14 protein-coding genes and 1 pseudogene are annotated in these 14,137 nt (G+C 71.9%); 8 read left to right on the top strand and 7 right to left on the bottom strand.

Going from position 1 to position 14,137, the window contains the following annotated elements; translation table 11 throughout:
* Nucleotides 1–58: 58 nt before the first annotated feature.
* Nucleotides 59–1,561 carry a tripartite tricarboxylate transporter permease gene (locus QE401_RS06250; protein WP_307137388.1) on the bottom strand — a complete coding sequence of 501 codons (1,503 nt, stop codon included), beginning with the start codon at nt 1,559–1,561 and terminating at the stop codon, nt 59–61.
* 15 nt (nt 1,562–1,576) lie between these two features.
* Nucleotides 1,577–2,170, bottom strand: a complete 594-nt coding sequence (locus tag QE401_RS06245; RefSeq protein ID WP_307137387.1) for a V-type ATP synthase subunit I domain-containing protein — start codon at nt 2,168–2,170, stop codon at nt 1,577–1,579.
* A gap of 427 nt (nt 2,171–2,597) precedes the next feature.
* Here QE401_RS06245 and QE401_RS06240 point away from each other — a divergent pair, with 427 nt between their 5' ends.
* The 3 genes and pseudogenes from QE401_RS06240 to QE401_RS06230 all read left to right on the top strand — a co-directional run bounded on the left by QE401_RS06240 (nt 2,598) and on the right by QE401_RS06230 (nt 4,790).
* Entirely contained in the window at nt 2,598–3,797 is a 1,200-nt protein-coding gene (locus QE401_RS06240; protein ID WP_307137386.1) for a M20 metallopeptidase family protein, read from the top strand.
* Between the two features lie 11 nt (nt 3,798–3,808).
* Nucleotides 3,809–4,378 (top strand): annotated as a pseudogene (locus tag QE401_RS06235) (ketopantoate reductase family protein); the annotation flags it as partial.
* Between the two features lie 121 nt (nt 4,379–4,499).
* A complete protein-coding gene (locus QE401_RS06230) occupies nt 4,500–4,790 on the top strand; it encodes a ketopantoate reductase family protein (protein ID WP_307137385.1) in 291 nt (96 codons plus the stop codon).
* Between the two features lie 39 nt (nt 4,791–4,829).
* On the opposite strand, the gene QE401_RS06225 is transcribed toward QE401_RS06230, so the two are convergent.
* Nucleotides 4,830–5,759, bottom strand: a complete 930-nt coding sequence (locus QE401_RS06225) for a hypothetical protein (protein WP_307137384.1) — start codon at nt 5,757–5,759, stop codon at nt 4,830–4,832.
* 31 nt (nt 5,760–5,790) lie between these two features.
* Between QE401_RS06225 and QE401_RS06220 the strand changes: the two genes are divergently transcribed.
* On the top strand, nt 5,791–6,315 hold the full coding sequence (locus QE401_RS06220; RefSeq protein ID WP_307137383.1) for a cytochrome b: 525 nt from the start codon (nt 5,791–5,793) through the stop codon (nt 6,313–6,315).
* A 42-nt stretch (nt 6,316–6,357) separates the two neighbouring features.
* On the opposite strand, the gene gshB is transcribed toward QE401_RS06220, so the two are convergent.
* Nucleotides 6,358–7,302 (bottom strand): glutathione synthase, encoded by a 945-nt coding sequence (gshB, locus tag QE401_RS06215; protein WP_307137382.1) that lies wholly within the window; start codon nt 7,300–7,302, stop codon nt 6,358–6,360.
* A 131-nt stretch (nt 7,303–7,433) separates the two neighbouring features.
* On the opposite strand from gshB, the gene QE401_RS06210 reads away from it, so the two are divergent.
* Both QE401_RS06210 and coaE read left to right on the top strand, forming a co-directional pair.
* Nucleotides 7,434–8,276: a shikimate dehydrogenase gene (locus tag QE401_RS06210; RefSeq protein WP_475638073.1), complete on the top strand. Its 843-nt coding sequence runs from the start codon at nt 7,434–7,436 to the stop codon at nt 8,274–8,276.
* A gap of 19 nt (nt 8,277–8,295) precedes the next feature.
* Nucleotides 8,296–8,880: a dephospho-CoA kinase gene (gene coaE, locus QE401_RS06205; RefSeq protein WP_307137381.1), complete on the top strand. Its 585-nt coding sequence runs from the start codon at nt 8,296–8,298 to the stop codon at nt 8,878–8,880.
* A 6-nt stretch (nt 8,881–8,886) separates the two neighbouring features.
* Here the strand turns inward: coaE and QE401_RS06200 are convergent, their stop codons facing one another.
* Nucleotides 8,887–9,816 (bottom strand): LysR family transcriptional regulator, encoded by a 930-nt coding sequence (locus tag QE401_RS06200; protein WP_307137380.1) that lies wholly within the window; start codon nt 9,814–9,816, stop codon nt 8,887–8,889.
* A 116-nt stretch (nt 9,817–9,932) separates the two neighbouring features.
* Between QE401_RS06200 and QE401_RS06195 the strand changes: the two genes are divergently transcribed.
* The gene (locus QE401_RS06195; RefSeq protein ID WP_307137379.1) at nt 9,933–10,784 is read left to right on the top strand and encodes an alpha/beta fold hydrolase; all 852 of its coding nucleotides are present in this window, start codon (nt 9,933–9,935) and stop codon (nt 10,782–10,784) included.
* A 104-nt stretch (nt 10,785–10,888) separates the two neighbouring features.
* Nucleotides 10,889–11,614 (top strand): DNA polymerase III subunit epsilon, encoded by a 726-nt coding sequence (gene dnaQ / locus QE401_RS06190; protein ID WP_307137378.1) that lies wholly within the window; start codon nt 10,889–10,891, stop codon nt 11,612–11,614.
* A gap of 231 nt (nt 11,615–11,845) precedes the next feature.
* On the opposite strand, the gene QE401_RS06185 is transcribed toward dnaQ, so the two are convergent.
* Both QE401_RS06185 and QE401_RS06180 read right to left on the bottom strand, forming a co-directional pair.
* Nucleotides 11,846–12,676, bottom strand: coding sequence for an aldo/keto reductase (locus QE401_RS06185; RefSeq protein ID WP_307137377.1), 831 nt, complete (start codon nt 12,674–12,676; stop codon nt 11,846–11,848).
* 251 nt (nt 12,677–12,927) lie between these two features.
* Complete coding sequence (locus QE401_RS06180) at nt 12,928–14,085, bottom strand: amidohydrolase (protein WP_307137376.1); 1,158 nt, start codon at nt 14,083–14,085, stop codon at nt 12,928–12,930.
* Between the last annotated feature and the right edge of the window lie 52 nt (nt 14,086–14,137).

Genomic DNA, 14,137 nt, shown 5'->3' with positions numbered 1-14,137 from the left:
CCGGGGCGGCGGAACGGTCCGGCGCCGGTTGGGGGGCGCCGCGGGTCGCGGGGCGGGCTCAGCCCGCCATCGCGGCGTCCTTCTTCTTGCGCATGGCCGGCGACAGCATCAGCGCCAGCGTCAGCGCCGCGATGCCCAGCAGCACCGCCGAGATCGGCCGCTCGACGAAGACGATCGGATCGCCGCGCGACAGCAGCATGGCGCGGCGCAGATGCTCCTCCATCATCGGGCCGAGCACGAAGCCCACCAGCAGCGGCGCCGGCTCCATCTTCAGCTTGGCGAAGACGTAGCCCAGCACGGCGAAGAACACCGTCTGGTAGACGTCGAAGACGCTGTTGTTGATCGAGTACACGCCGATCGCGCAGAAGGTCAGGATCGCCGGGTACATGTACTTGTAGGGCACCTGCAGCAGCTTCACCCACATGCCGATCAGCGGCAGGTTGATGACCAGCAGCATCAGGTTGCCGATCCACATCGAGCAGATCAGGCCCCAGAACAGGTCCGGCTGGGCTTCCACCATGCGCGGGCCCGGCTGGATGCCCTGGATGATCAGCGCGCCCACCATCAGCGCCATGACGGCGTTGGAGGGGATGCCGAGCGTCAGCAGCGGGATGAAGCTGGTCTGGGCGGCCGCGTTGTTGGCGGCCTCCGGACCGGCGACACCCTCGATGGCGCCATTGCCGAACTCGTGCCGGCCCTTCGACATCTTCCGCTCCATCATATAGGAGCCGAAGGAGGCCAGCGAGGCGCCGCCACCCGGCAGGATGCCGAGCGCCGAGCCGATCAGCGTGCCGCGCAGCACCGAAGGCGTCGCCCGCTTCCACTCTTCCTTGGTCAGGAACAGGCTGCCGACCTTGGTGGAGAGGACGCTGCGCACCTCGGGGTTCTCGAGGTTCAGGATGATCTCGGCGATGCCGAACACGCCCATCGCGATGGCGGCGAAGTTCAGCCCGTCCGACAGCTCGGGGATGCCGAAGGTGAAGCGCTGCTGGCCGGTCTGCACATCGGTGCCGACCAGGCCGAGCGCGACACCCAGCACCACCATCGCCACCGACTTCACCACCGAGCCCTGCGCCAATACGGCCGATATGATCAGGCCCAGCAACATCAGGGAGAAGTAGTCGGCCGGGCCGAAGGAGAGGGCGACCTCGGTCAGCAGCGGGCCGGAGGCGGCCACCAGCACGGTCGCGACCGAGCCGGCGAAGAAGGAGCCCAGCGCCGAGATGGCCAGCGCCGCGCCGGCGCGGCCATTGCGCGCCATCTTGTAGCCCTCCAGCGTGGTCACCACGGAGGAGACCTCGCCGGGCAGGTTCAGCAGGATGGCGGTGGTGGAGCCGCCATACTGGGCGCCGTAATAGATGCCGGCCAGCATGATGATGGCGGTGGTGGCCGGCTGGCCAAAGGTGATCGGCAGCAGCAGCGAGATGGTGGCAACCGGCCCGATGCCCGGCAGCACGCCGATGGCCGTGCCGATCAGCGCGCCGAGCAGGGCGAAGAGCAGGTTATCGAAGCTGAGCGCGACGCCGAAGCCGTGCGCCAGATTAGCGAGAAGCAGTTCCATGGTCTCTTCGCGCCCTCAGAACACCGGCCAGACATTCACGCGGATGTCGAGCTCGTAGATGAACACCCACCAGCACAGCGCCAGCAGGAACACCACGCAGCCGGCGACGCCGAGCGGACGGTGCTCCGGATCGGCCAGGGCCGAGACGATCACCATGGCGGTGATGGCCAGCATCAGCCCGCCCTGCTCCAGCAGGATGCCGAAGACGATCATCGCCAGCAGCACGAAGGCCAGCTTGCGCCAGCCCGGGCTGACCGCAGTGATGCCGAAGCCGATGGCGAGCGCGATGCCGAGCGCGTACCAATTGGCCGACAGCGCCGGCACCGCGGCCAGCAGCGGATAGGCCACCAGCGTCGCGCCGATACCGACGAACAGCGTGGTGAAGTCGAGCTTGGTCCACTTCTCCAGCGGGTCGAGCCCGCCGAAGAACGAGGTGGCCAGCACGATCGCGCCCAGCCCCAGCTCCAGCCAGAACACCAGCATCGGCATGTAGCCCGGCCCCATCCGGCGTGCCGTGCCCAGCGTATGCTCCGTGTTCAGCCACAGGCCCAGCGCCGCGAATATCAGCAGCAGCAGGCCGGAGGCCAGATCTTTCGCGTTGATCCTCATGCCGATCCCTTCTTGAACCCCGCGTGCGGCAGACACGCGCCCCTCACTTGCCGACAGCGAAAGCCGCGGCGTCACGCCGCGGCCCCGATCTCATGATCAGCCCTGCCGGATGGGCCCCGATGGCTGCCGCCAGGGCCCTGCTGATTCTGCTGCGATGTCAGGATGGATTCACGGTGCCAGCCCGGATCACGGGCAAAGCCGTGCACGCATGGTCCATGACCGGTCCCATGCGCCCCACGCCCGGCTCTGCGGTGCGGGCTGTCACTTTTCCACCCTCCCCCTTCAGCGGAATGCGAGGCAACCTATGGCACGGGAATGCGATGGGGCAAGGCGCCATCATTTCATTAACGAAAGTTCATCTTTCGGCACGACGCAAGAAACGCATCTTCGCCCGCGCCCAGGCCGTGCAATCAGGAAGTCCACAGCCATGACGAACGAATTTCTGTTCAATGACCCGGCCGGGCCGCTGCGCCAGGCGGCCGCCAGCCTGGCCCCCCAGCTGGTCGCGCTGCGCCGCGACATCCACGCCCATCCGGAACTGGCCTTCGAGGAGACCCGCACCGCCGGCCTGGTCGCCGCCGAGCTGTCGCGCCTCGGCATTCCGCATCGGACCGGCATTGGTCGCACCGGCATCCTCGGCCTGATCGAGGGCGGCCGGCCGGGCCCGACGCTCGCCATCCGCGCCGACATGGACGCGCTGCCGATCCAGGAGGAGACCGGCCTGGCCTACGCCTCCACCGTGCCGGGGAAGATGCATGCCTGCGGGCATGACATTCATACGGTGACCCTGCTCGGCGTCGCCGCCATCCTGAAGGAGCTGGCCCCCCGCCTGGCCGGGCGCGTCGTGCTGGTCTTCCAGCCGGCCGAGGAGACCCTGCAGGGCGCCGCCGCCATGATCGCCGATGGCGCGGCGGAGGGCATCGACCTGGCGCTCGGCTTCCACAACCATCCCGACACGCCGGTCGGCCGATTCGGCTTCGTCCGCGGCGCCTGCCTCGCCGCCTCCGACCTGTTCGACCTGACGCTGCGCGGCCGCTCTGGCCATGCCGCCCACCCCTATGCGGCGGTCGACCCGATCGTCGCGGCGGCGCATTTCGTCACCCAGGCGCAGACCGTGGTCTCGCGCGAGGTCAAGCCGCTGCACCCGGCGGTGGTCACCATCGGCCAGTCGGTCGGCGGCACCACCTACAACATCATCCCCGAGCGGGTGCAGCTGAAGGGCACGGTGCGCACCCTGCAGCCCGAGGCGCGCGACACCGCCGAGGCCGCGCTGCGCCGGCTGATCCAGGGCATCGAGACCGGCCTGCGCGTCACCGCCAGCTTCGAGTACCGCCGCATGGTGCCGCCCCTGGTCAACAGCGACCGCGTGCTCGACCCGGCGCTGCGCTCGCTCGCCGCGCAATTCGGCGCCGAGGCGATCAGCGAGGGCCAGCCCAGCATGGGTTCGGAGGATTTCTCCGCCTTCGCCGAGCGGGTCCCCGCCTTCCAGCTCGGCATCGGCAGCGGCGCGCCGGGGCGCGACGACCGGCTGCACAATGCCGACTACCAGCCCGATGAGGGCTGCATCCCGGCCGGTGTCGAGGCGCTGTCGCGCATCGCCCTCGACCTGCTGACCCGCGCCGCGTGAAAGGCAAGCCCATGAAGATCTGCGTGTTCGGCGCCGGCGCCATCGGCGGCCATCTGGCGGTGCGGCTGGCCCGTGGCGGCGCCGAGACCAGCGTCGTCGCCCGCGGCGCCCAGCTCGACGCCATCCGCCGCAAGGGCCTGGCCATCGAGGCGCCGGATGGCCGCTTCGAGGTGCGGGTTGCCGCCGGCAGCGCCGCCGAGCTCGGCCCGCAGGACGCCGTCATCGTCACCGTCAAGGCGCCCTCCCTGCCGCAGGTGGCGGAATCCATCGCGCCGCTGCTCGGGCCCGACACCACCGTCGCCTTCGTCATGAACGGCATCCCCTGGTGGTATTTCGACCGCCATGGCGGCGCGCTGGACGGACGCCGCCTGCCGGCGGTTGATCCGGGCGATGCGGTGCGCCGCGCCATCGGCGTGGAGCGCACGCTCGGCGGCGTCGTCTACTCCGCCTGCACCGTCACCGAGCCGGGCGTGGTGAAGGTCGAGCACGCCAACAACCGCGTCATCCTGGGCGAGATCGATGGCAGCCTCTCCCCCCGCGCCCAGGCCCTGGCCGACGCGCTGAGCGCCGGCGGCGTCTCCGGCGAGGTGACGCCCTCGATCCGCCGCGAGGTCTGGATGAAGCTGATGGGCAACCTCGCCCAGGGGGCCCTTCACCATCCTCTCCCGCCAGGGCATCGGCGGCACGCTGGCCGACCCGGCGGTGCGGGCGGCCATCAAGCGGGCGATGCAGGAGGCGATGGCGATCGCCGAGGCGCTCGGCCAGGGCTTCGAATTCGAGCTGGAGAAGCGCATCGCCGCCTCCTCCAAGCTCGCCCACAAGCCCTCCATCCTGCAGGACCTGGAACTCGGGCGGCCGATGGAGATCGACGCCCTGTTCCGCGTGCCGCTGGAACTGGCCCGGCTGGCGGGGGTGGAGACGCCGACCCTCGACCTGTCGGTGGCCTTGGCCACACAGGCGGCGACGGCGGCAGGGCTCTACAAGCCGCAGTAAGACAAGGCCGGGGGGACAGGGTCCCCCCGGACCCCGCCTTCAGTTCAGATTGGGCAGCGCGGTCTGGCCCAGCACCCAGCCCTCCCAGCGGCGGATCCAGGGGTCGTCGGGCACGAAATCGGGGCGCGCTCCGTCCAGCACGGCCACCAGGCACAACAGCCCCAGCACGCTGTCGAAGCGGTCCTCGCCCACCGCATCGGCGCCGAACCCCTCCTCCACCGCCAGGGCCAGCGGCGCGGAGGCCACCACGCCCAGCCGCGCCATCGCCAGCCGCAGATCGGGGCCGGCGGCGCGCCGCGCCTCCCGCAGCCGCTTGCTGCCCGACAGCCGCACGCCCAGATGCCGCATCGCCTCGGCCGGATAGACCTCGGCCAGCACCGCCCGGCCCGGCGCCAGCAGCGCGTGCAGCCCGCCCTCGAAGGGCCAGAAGCGCAGCGGCGCGCTGCTGGACAGGGCCGGCGCCAGCCAGTCCCGCCAGGCGCTGATCGCCGCCTTGCCGGTCTGGTTGGCCCCCAGCGTCCAGAACAGCGGCGCACCGGCCGGGCGCTCCACCGTCGCCCGGTCGCACCAGCGGCTGAGCCCGGCCGCGCCCCCGAGGCCCAGCGCCGCCGCATGCGCGGCGCGCGTCATGCCGCGCAGCCCGCGCGCCGGGTAGAAGGGGCGCGCTGTGGTCACCGTCTCCAGCGTCGGGCTGACCAGGAAGAAATCCGGGCTGGCCGTCAGCCCGCGCAGGAAGGCGGGGAAATCCGCCTCCCCCCGCCCCGCCGCATAGAGGCGCGGCAGGCCCAGCGGCAGGTCGAGGCCGAGCGCCAGCGGCACCCCCTCCGCCAGCAGCCCGGCCACCAGCGCCGCCGGGTCGCCCACCGGGCGCGGCGCCTCGGCCCGCCAGTCGCCCCTGGCGCGGCGTCGCGCGATGCTGACCCAGCGCTTGCGCGGATCGACGCTCCAATCCGCATGCGCGGCGATCATCGGTGTATCATCCGCCATGGGAGGACCCCGCATGCGCTACACCATCCTGGCCCGGCTGCTGCACTGGGTGACCGCCCTGGCGATCCTGGTAATCGGCATGCTGGGCTTCTGGCTGGCCTGGGCCCCGCCGCCGGACGAGGCCTTCAAGCTGCGCCTGTACAATCTGCATGAAAGCCTGGGCGTGACGCTGTTCCTGCTCACGCTGCTGCGGCTGGCCTGGCGCTGGCGCCACCCGCCGCCGCCGATCCACCCGCCCTTGCCGCGCTGGATGCACCGCGCGGCGGCGGCCAACCATGCGGCGCTCTACGCCCTGCTGCTGGCCATGCCGCCGGTCGGGCTGATGGCCACCAATGCCTGGGGCTTCCCGCTGAAGGCCTTCGACCTGGTCCCGGTGCCGAGCCCGGTTGGCCCGGACCAGGCGCTGGCGCCACTGCTCACCGCGCTGCATGGCTGGATGGCGCTGGCCCTGCTGCTGCTGCTGCTGGCCCATATCGGCGCCGCCGCCTGGCACACTTTGGTGCGGCGCGACGACACGCTGCGCCGCATGGGCTTCTGACCCGGCGGCGCGGCCGGGAACGGGGTCCCGGCCGCACATGGCTCAGCGCTTGCTCTCGATGGCGTCCCAGATCGCCTTCTCGAGATGGATGCCGTCGAAGCGCGCCAGCTCCTGCAGCCCGGTGGGCGAGGTGACGTTGATCTCGGTCAGGTAGTCGCCGATCACGTCGATGCCCACGAAGATCAGCCCGCGCGCCTTCAGCTCCGGCCCGATGCGCTCGCAGATCTCGCGGTCGCGCGGGGTCAGCGCCACCGCCTCGGGACGGCCGCCGACATGCATGTTGGAGCGGCTCTCGCCCTCCGCCGGCACGCGGTTGATGGCGCCCATGGCGACGCCGTCGACCAGGATGATGCGCTTGTCGCCCTTGCGCACCGCGGGCAGGTATTGCTGGATCATTAGCGGCTCGCGCGAGCGCTCGGCATAGAGCTCGAGCAGCGCGTTCAGGTTGCCATCCTCGGGGCGCAGGTGGAACACGCCGGCCCCGCCATTGCCGAACAGCGGCTTGACGATGATGTCGCCATGCTTCTTGCGGAAGGCGCGCACCTCCTGCGGGTCATGCGTGATGATGGTGTCCGGCATCAGCTCCGGGAACTGCATGACGAACAGCTTCTCCGGCGCGTTGCGCACATGCGCCGGGTCGTTCACCACCAGGGTCTTCGGGTGGATGTGCTCCAGGATATGGGTGGCCGTGATATAGGCCATGTCGAAGGGCGGGTCCTGCCGCATCAGCACCACATCCATGGTGGAGAGGTCGTGCAGCGCCGACTCCCCCAGGGTGAAGTGGTTGCCCTTCTCGCGCCGCACCTCGACCGGCTGCATGCGGGCCAGCACGCGGCCCGAGGCCAGCGTCAGGTCCTTCACATGGTAGTGCCAGAGAAGGTGGCCGCGCGCCTGGGCCTCCAGCATCAGCGCGAAGGTGCTGTCGCCGTCGATGTTGATCCCCTGGATCGGGTCCATCTGGACCGCGACCTTCAAACCCTTGGCCATGGATAAGGCTCCGTGCCTGCGTCTTGCGTCGCCCGCAGTGGTGGCATTGCCGGGCGCGGAATACCAGGGGGGTGCCCCGGCCCGCGCCGCGCGCCATTGACCGGGCGGCCGGACGCCCGAATCATGCCGGCATGACGATCCAGTCCGGCAAGGCGCGGCTGGCGGGCGTTCTCGGCTGGCCCGTCGCGCATTCGCGCTCCCCCCTGTTGCATGGCCATTGGCTGAAGCGGCACGGCATCGACGGCGCCTACATGCCGCTGCCCGTGCAGCCGGCCGATTTCGCCGATTCGGTGCGCGCCCTGGTGAAGCTCGGCTTCCGCGGCGCCAATGTGACCATCCCGCACAAGGAGACGGCCTTCGCGCTCTGCGATTCGGTCGACCCCACGGCGCGCCGCGCCGGGGCGGTGAACACGCTGGTGTTCCGCGACGGCCGCATCGAGGGCAGCAACACCGACGGCTTCGGCTTCCTGGAAAGCGTGCGCGAGCAGGCGCCGGGCTGGCAGGCCGGTGACGGCCCGGCCGTGCTGCTGGGCGCCGGCGGCGCGGCGCGCGCCATCGCCGCCGCGCTGCTCGATGCCGGCTGCCCGCGCCTCACCCTGGTCAACCGCAGCCGCGACCGGGCCGAGGCGCTGGCCGCCGCGCTTGGCGGCCCCATCGCGGTGGCGGACGCCCCGCCGCTGGCGGAGGCCGCGCTGCTGGTCAACACCACCAGCCTCGGCATGGCCGGCCAGCCGCCGCTGGCCCTCGACCTGGCGCCGCTGCCGGCCCGCGCCGTGGTGGCGGACGCCGTCTATGTGCCGCTGGAGACACCGCTGCTGGCCGCCGCCCGCGCCCGCGGGCTGCGGGCGGTGGATGGGCTCGGCATGCTGCTGCACCAGGCGCGGCCGGGCTTCGAGGCCTGGTTCGGCGCCCGTCCCGCGGTCGATGCCGAGCTGCGCGCCCTGCTCGCCGCCGACATCCCGAAAACCGCCTGAGCGGGCGGGAGGGCGGGCGGTGAAGATCCTCGGCCTGACCGGCGGCATCGGCATGGGCAAATCCACCGCCGCCGCCACCTTCCGCCGCCATGGCGTGCCGGTCTTCGACGCCGATGCCGCGGTGCACCGGCTGCAGGCCAAAGGCGGCCGCGCCGTGGCGCCGATCGGCCGCGCCTTTCCCGGCACCTTGCGCGACGGCGCGGTGGACCGCGAGGCGCTGCGCCGCGCCGTGCTCGGCGACCGCGCGGCGCTGGCGCGGCTGGAGCGCATCGTCCACCCGCTGGTGCGCGACGAGGAGCGCCGCTTCCTGGCCCGCGCCCGGCGCGCCGGCCGGCGCCTGGTAGTGCTGGACATCCCGCTGCTGTTCGAGACGCGCGGCGAGGCGCGCTGCGACGCGGTGGTGGTGGTCTCCGCCCCCGCCGCGACGCAGCGGGCGCGGGTGCTGCGCCGCCCGGGCATGACGCCGGAGCGGCTGGCCGCCATCCTGGCCCGCCAGACGCCGGATGCCGAGAAGCGCCGCCGCGCCGACCATGTCATCCGCACCGGCCTGTCGCGCGCCCATGCGCGGCGGGCGATCCGGCGGCTGCTGGAGCGGTACCGGTAGGCCCCCCTACCCCTCCAGCCCCCGCATCACCGCCGCGATCCGCGCCAGCTCCGCCCGCAGCCGCGGCACCGCATGGTCGACAAAGCCGCGCACCGGCGACCAGGGGCGCGGATGCGGGCGGAACAGCATCGCCACCGGCACCGCCTCCGGCATCCAGGGCACCAGCACGCGGCGCAGCCTGCCCTCGGCCAGCGGTGCCGCCACCTGGTAGCTCAGCGCCCGCACCAGCCCGGCGCCGCGCAGGGCGGCCTCCAGCGCCGCGGCGGCGCTGGTGACGGAAAGCCGTGTCTGCACCGGCACCGAGCGCAACCCGCCGCTGCCAGGGCGCTGGCGGAAGCTCCACAGCTCGCGATGGCCATCCGGGTTCAGCCCGATGCAGGCATGGCCCTCCAGCTCGGCGGGCGCGCCCGGCGCGCCATGGCGGTCGAGATAGGCGGGCGCGGCGCAGAGCACCGGCTGCACCTCCCCCAGCCGCGCCGAGACCAGCTGGCTGTCGGCCAGCGGCGCCAGGCGGATGGCGAGGTCGATGCCCTCGGCCAGCAGATCGGCCATCCGGTTCAGCAGCAGCAGCCGTGCCGAGACCGCCGGATGCGCCGCCAGGAAACCCTCCAGCACCGGCGCCACGGCCAGGCGCCCGAACAGCTCCGGCGCGGTCAGCACCAGGGGGCCCGCGATGGCGCCGGGCGCCGCGTCGCGCCGCGCCTCCGCCAGGCGGGCGAGCGCGTCGCGCCAGGCGCTGGCGTGGCGCTCCCCGGCCTCGGTCGGGCGCAGGCCACGGGTGGAGCGCAGCAGCAGCGCCTCGCCCGCCTCCGCCTCCAGCATCGCGACGGCGCGGGTGGCCGCCGCCGCCGAGCGGCCGAGGCGCCGCGCGGCGGCGGCCAGCGACCCCTCCTCCAGCGCCGCCAGCGCCAGCGCCATCGCGTCCAGCCGGTCCATTCTTTCAGATCCTGCAATCGAGCCGGTCATCCAGCGCGCATTCAGACGTTTGGCGCAAGGGACTACCTCCCGGGCCTCAGGCGGCGCCAGCGCGCCGCACAGGCTCAGGAGGTCCCATGACCGCGATCCATTACCGCCGCCAGGCCGTCGGTCCGGCCGACATCTTCTACCGCGAGGCCGGGCCGGCCGATGCGCCGGTGCTGCTGCTGCTGCACGGCTTCCCCAGCGCCAGCCACATGTTCCGCGACCTGATCCCGCTGCTGGCCGACCGCTATCGAGTGATTGCGCCCGACCTGCCCGGCTTCGGCCAGACAAGGGCGCCCGCGCGCGGCGAATTCGACTATAGCTTCGACACGCTCGCCGAGGTGATCACCGGCTTCACCGAGGCGCTCGGGCTCGAGCGCTACGCGCTCTACGTCTTCGACTATGGCGCGCCGGTCGGGCTGCGCCTGGCCATGGCGCATCCGGAGCGCGTCACCGCCATCATCACCCAGAACGGCAATGCCTATGAGGAAGGGCTGAGCCGCGAATGGGAAGCCTGGCAGACCTATTGGCGGGAGCCCACGCCCGCGAACCGCGCGGCCTGCCGCGCCGCGCTGAGCGACGAGTTCATCCGCAGCCAGTATGTCGATGGCGCGCCGGAAGGGCGCGTCGCCCCGGACGGCTACGGGCTGGACCAGCTCTACATGCACCGGGCGGAGGCGGCCGAGATCCAGCTCGACCTGATCCTGAGCTACCGCACCAATGTCGCGCTCTACCCGGCCTTCCAGGCCTATTTCCGCCAGCACCAGCCGCCTTTGCTGGCGGCCTGGGGCCGCAATGACGCCTATTTCCTGCCGGCGGGCGCCGAGGCCTATCGCCGCGACCTGCCCAGGGCCGAGCTGCATCTGCTGGACACCGGCCATTTCGCGCTGGAGACGCATCACCGCGAGATCGCGGAGCTGATCCGCCGCTTCCTGCCCGGCTGAGAAGCCGCGGCGGCGCTTGCGGGCCGAGGGGTTTTGCGGGAGACAGGCCCGCACGCCCCCGGCGCCGCAGGCCCGGCGGGCCAGCGCCCAGGAGACCGCCCGCGATGAGCCGCGCCCTCGTCCTCGACACCGAGACCACCGGCTTCGACCCGCTGACCGGCGACCGCGTGCTGGAAGTGGCGGCGGTGGAGATCGTCAATCTGGTGCCCACGGGGCGGCATTTCCACATGCTGATCGACCCGGAGCGCGACGTGCCCGAGGAAGCCACCAAGGTGCATGGCTTCACGCGCGAGATGCTGATCGGCAAGCCGAAATTCGCCGAGATCGCCCCCGCCATGCTGGACTTCCTGGGCGACGACCCGATCATCGCGCACAACGCGCCCTTCGATTTCGGCTTCCTGGACTGGGAGCTGAAGAAGGCCGGCCACAAGGTGCTGGACCGCGCCCGCATGGTCGACACGCTGGCCATGGCGAAGAAGCGCTTCCCCGGCCTGCCCAACAGCCTGGACGCGCTGTGCCGGCGCTACGGCATCGACAATTCCATGCGCACCGCGCACAACGCGCTGCTCGACGTGCAGCTGCTGGCGCAGGTCTATCTGGAGCTGATGGGCGGCAAGCAGCCGGGGCTGGAACTGGCCAGCCGCCCGGCCGTCTCCACCCCCGTGGTGCTGCAGATCGACGCCGCCCCGGTCGCCCGCCAGCCCCGCCCGATCCAGCCCAGCGAGGCGGAACTCGCCGCCCACGCCGCCTTCCTGGCCAAGATCAAGGAACCCCTCTGGTCTTCTCTTTTGCCAGCTGCCGGTTCTCTTCCAGCTGCCGGTCAGGGCTGAGACGGCGGTCGCTGCAGGCCCGGCCTGACACGGCGAGAGCCGCAGGGCGCAGCCGCCGCAACCCTCGCGCACCCAGCGCCAGTGAGGCGGGGAAGCTGCAGCGCCCCGCCTCCCCACCAGATGGCGGCAGCCCGACAGAAAATGGACGCAGCCGCCGCAGGCCGCACACCTCCGCCACCGGCGGAGCGGCGGAGCTGCAGCGCCCCGCCTCCCCACCAGACGGCGGCAGCCTTACAAAGAATCCCAGGCGGGGGCGAAGTCGGGGTTCACGCGGCGGCGGTCCTTCGGCAGGGCGTCGATGGCGGCGACGTCCTCGACGTCCAGCTTGGCGGCCAGCGGCACGGCGTCGAGATTGGCCTGCTGGGATTCGCGGCGGCCGGCCTTGGGGATGGCCACCACACCCTCCTGCCGCAGCAGCCAGGCCAGCGCCACCTGCTGGGCGCTGGCGCCATGCTTGCGGCCGATCCGCTCCAGCACCGGCTCATCGGCCAGCGCGCCCTGGCCGAGCGGCGAATAGGCGGTCAGCGCGATGCCGCGCGGGCGGCACCAGTCGAGCAGAAGCTGCTGCGACAGGGTCGCGTGGTACTCGACCTGCAGGCAGGCGGGCTTCGCGCCCAGCTCCTCCAGCTGCCGCATCAGCGCGGGCGGGAAGTTGGAGACACCCCAATGCCGCGTCAGCCCCTCATCCGTCACCGCCTGCATGGTGCGCGCCACGGCGGCGAGGTCGATCTGCGGCGTCGGCCAATGCACCAGGAACAGGTCCAGATGGTCGGTGCCGAGCTTGCGCAGCGAGCCATCCAGCGAGCGGCGGATGGAATCGGGGGCCAGATTGTCGAACCACACCTTGCTGGTGACGAAGAGATCGCCCCGCGCGACGCCGGAGGCCTTCAGCCCGGCGCCCACCGCCTCCTCATTGCCGTAGCGGTCGGCGGTGTCGATATGGCGATAGCCCAGCGCGATGGCGCTTTCGACCGCGGCCTGGCCCTCGGCCCCGGCCAGCTTCCAGGTGCCGAGGCCGAGCTTCGGGATGCTGATGCGGTCGGTCTTGAGCGTGGGAATCATCGGATATCCTTCCGTCTGTCCGCGGCAGGATCAGGGGCGGAAGCGGGGCGGCGCAAGCCCTGCCCCGGATGGAAGCGCATCGCGATTTTTCGGGGCGGGTATGCGGGAACCCGGAGGCGCCCTCCGGGTTAGGCGGGTTGCACCGGGGGTGCAACCGCGGCGCGGACAGGGCGTTGGACGGGGATGAGTGCGCACGCCCCCGCCCCCTCGTCGCCCCGCCTGGGCCCGGCCGCCGCCGGGAAGCGTGGCGGTCAGCCCGGCTCCTTCGCCAGGGCGCGGCGGGCGGTCTCGGCCAGGAAATTGCTGGCCACCGGCAGCACCGCATCGTTGAAATCGTAATGCGGGTTGTGCAGCTCGCAGCCGCCCTCGGCCGGGCCGTTGCCGATCCACACGAAGGCGCCCGGCACGACATTCAGGAAATGGGAGAAATCCTCCCCCGTCATCGCCGGGCCGATGTCGCGGCGCAGCGTGGTGACGGCGCCCGCCGCCTCGGCCGCCAGCTCGCGCGCCTCGGGGTGGTTGGTGGTCACCGGCACGCCGCCGCCGATCACGGCCTCGGCCTTCACGCCGAAGGTGGCGGAGATGCCGGCGGCGACGCGCCGCAGCCCGTCGCGGATCTGTTCGCCGACCTCCTCGGTCAGGAAGCGCATGCTGCCCTTGATCACCACGCGGGCGGCGATCTGGTTCTGCGCTTCGCCGCCCTCGATCACCGTCAGGCTGACCACGCCGGTCGCCATCGGGTCCAAATTGCGCGCCACGATGGACTGGCAGGCAACGATGGCGTGGCCGGCCGCGACGATCGGGTCGCGCGTCAGATGCGGCAGCGCGGCATGGCCGGCATGGCCGTCGATCACCAACTCGAAGCGGTTGCCGGCGGCCATCACCGCGCTGTCATGCACCGCGATGGTGCCGGCGGCGAGGCCGGGCCAGTTGTGCCAGCCGAAGATGCGGTCCATCGGGAAGCGCTGGAACAGCCCGTCCCGCACCATGGAGGCGGCGCCGCCGCCACCCTCCTCGGCCGGCTGGAACACCAGCCGCACCGTGCCGGTCCAGCTTTCGTCCCGGAGCAGCAGCGCCGCGGCGCCGAGCAGCGCGGTGGTGTGGCCATCATGCCCGCAGGCATGCATCACGCCGGGATGGGTGCTGCGCCAGGGCAGGTCCTGCGCCGCTTCCTCGATCGGCAGCGCGTCCATATCGGCGCGCAGCCCGACGCTGCGATTGCTGCCGGGCCGGTGCAGCGTGGCCACCACGCCATGCCCGCCCACCCCCTCGACGATCTCCGTCACGCCGAGCTCCTTCAGCCGCTCCACCACGAAGGCGGCGGTCGGCCCCTCGTTCAGGGTGAGGCTGGGATTGGCGTGGAGATGCCTGCGCCAACGCGTCAGTGTTTCGGCAAGGGTCGGATCCATGTGCTAGGGCATACCGCTTAAGCCGATGCGTCTCAAATCCTCCCTTCCCCTG

Source organism: Pseudoroseomonas cervicalis (assembly GCF_030818485.1).
Lineage (GTDB): Bacteria > Pseudomonadota > Alphaproteobacteria > Acetobacterales > Acetobacteraceae > Pseudoroseomonas > Pseudoroseomonas cervicalis_A.
This window is presented reverse-complemented; position numbering and strand designations above follow the sequence as displayed.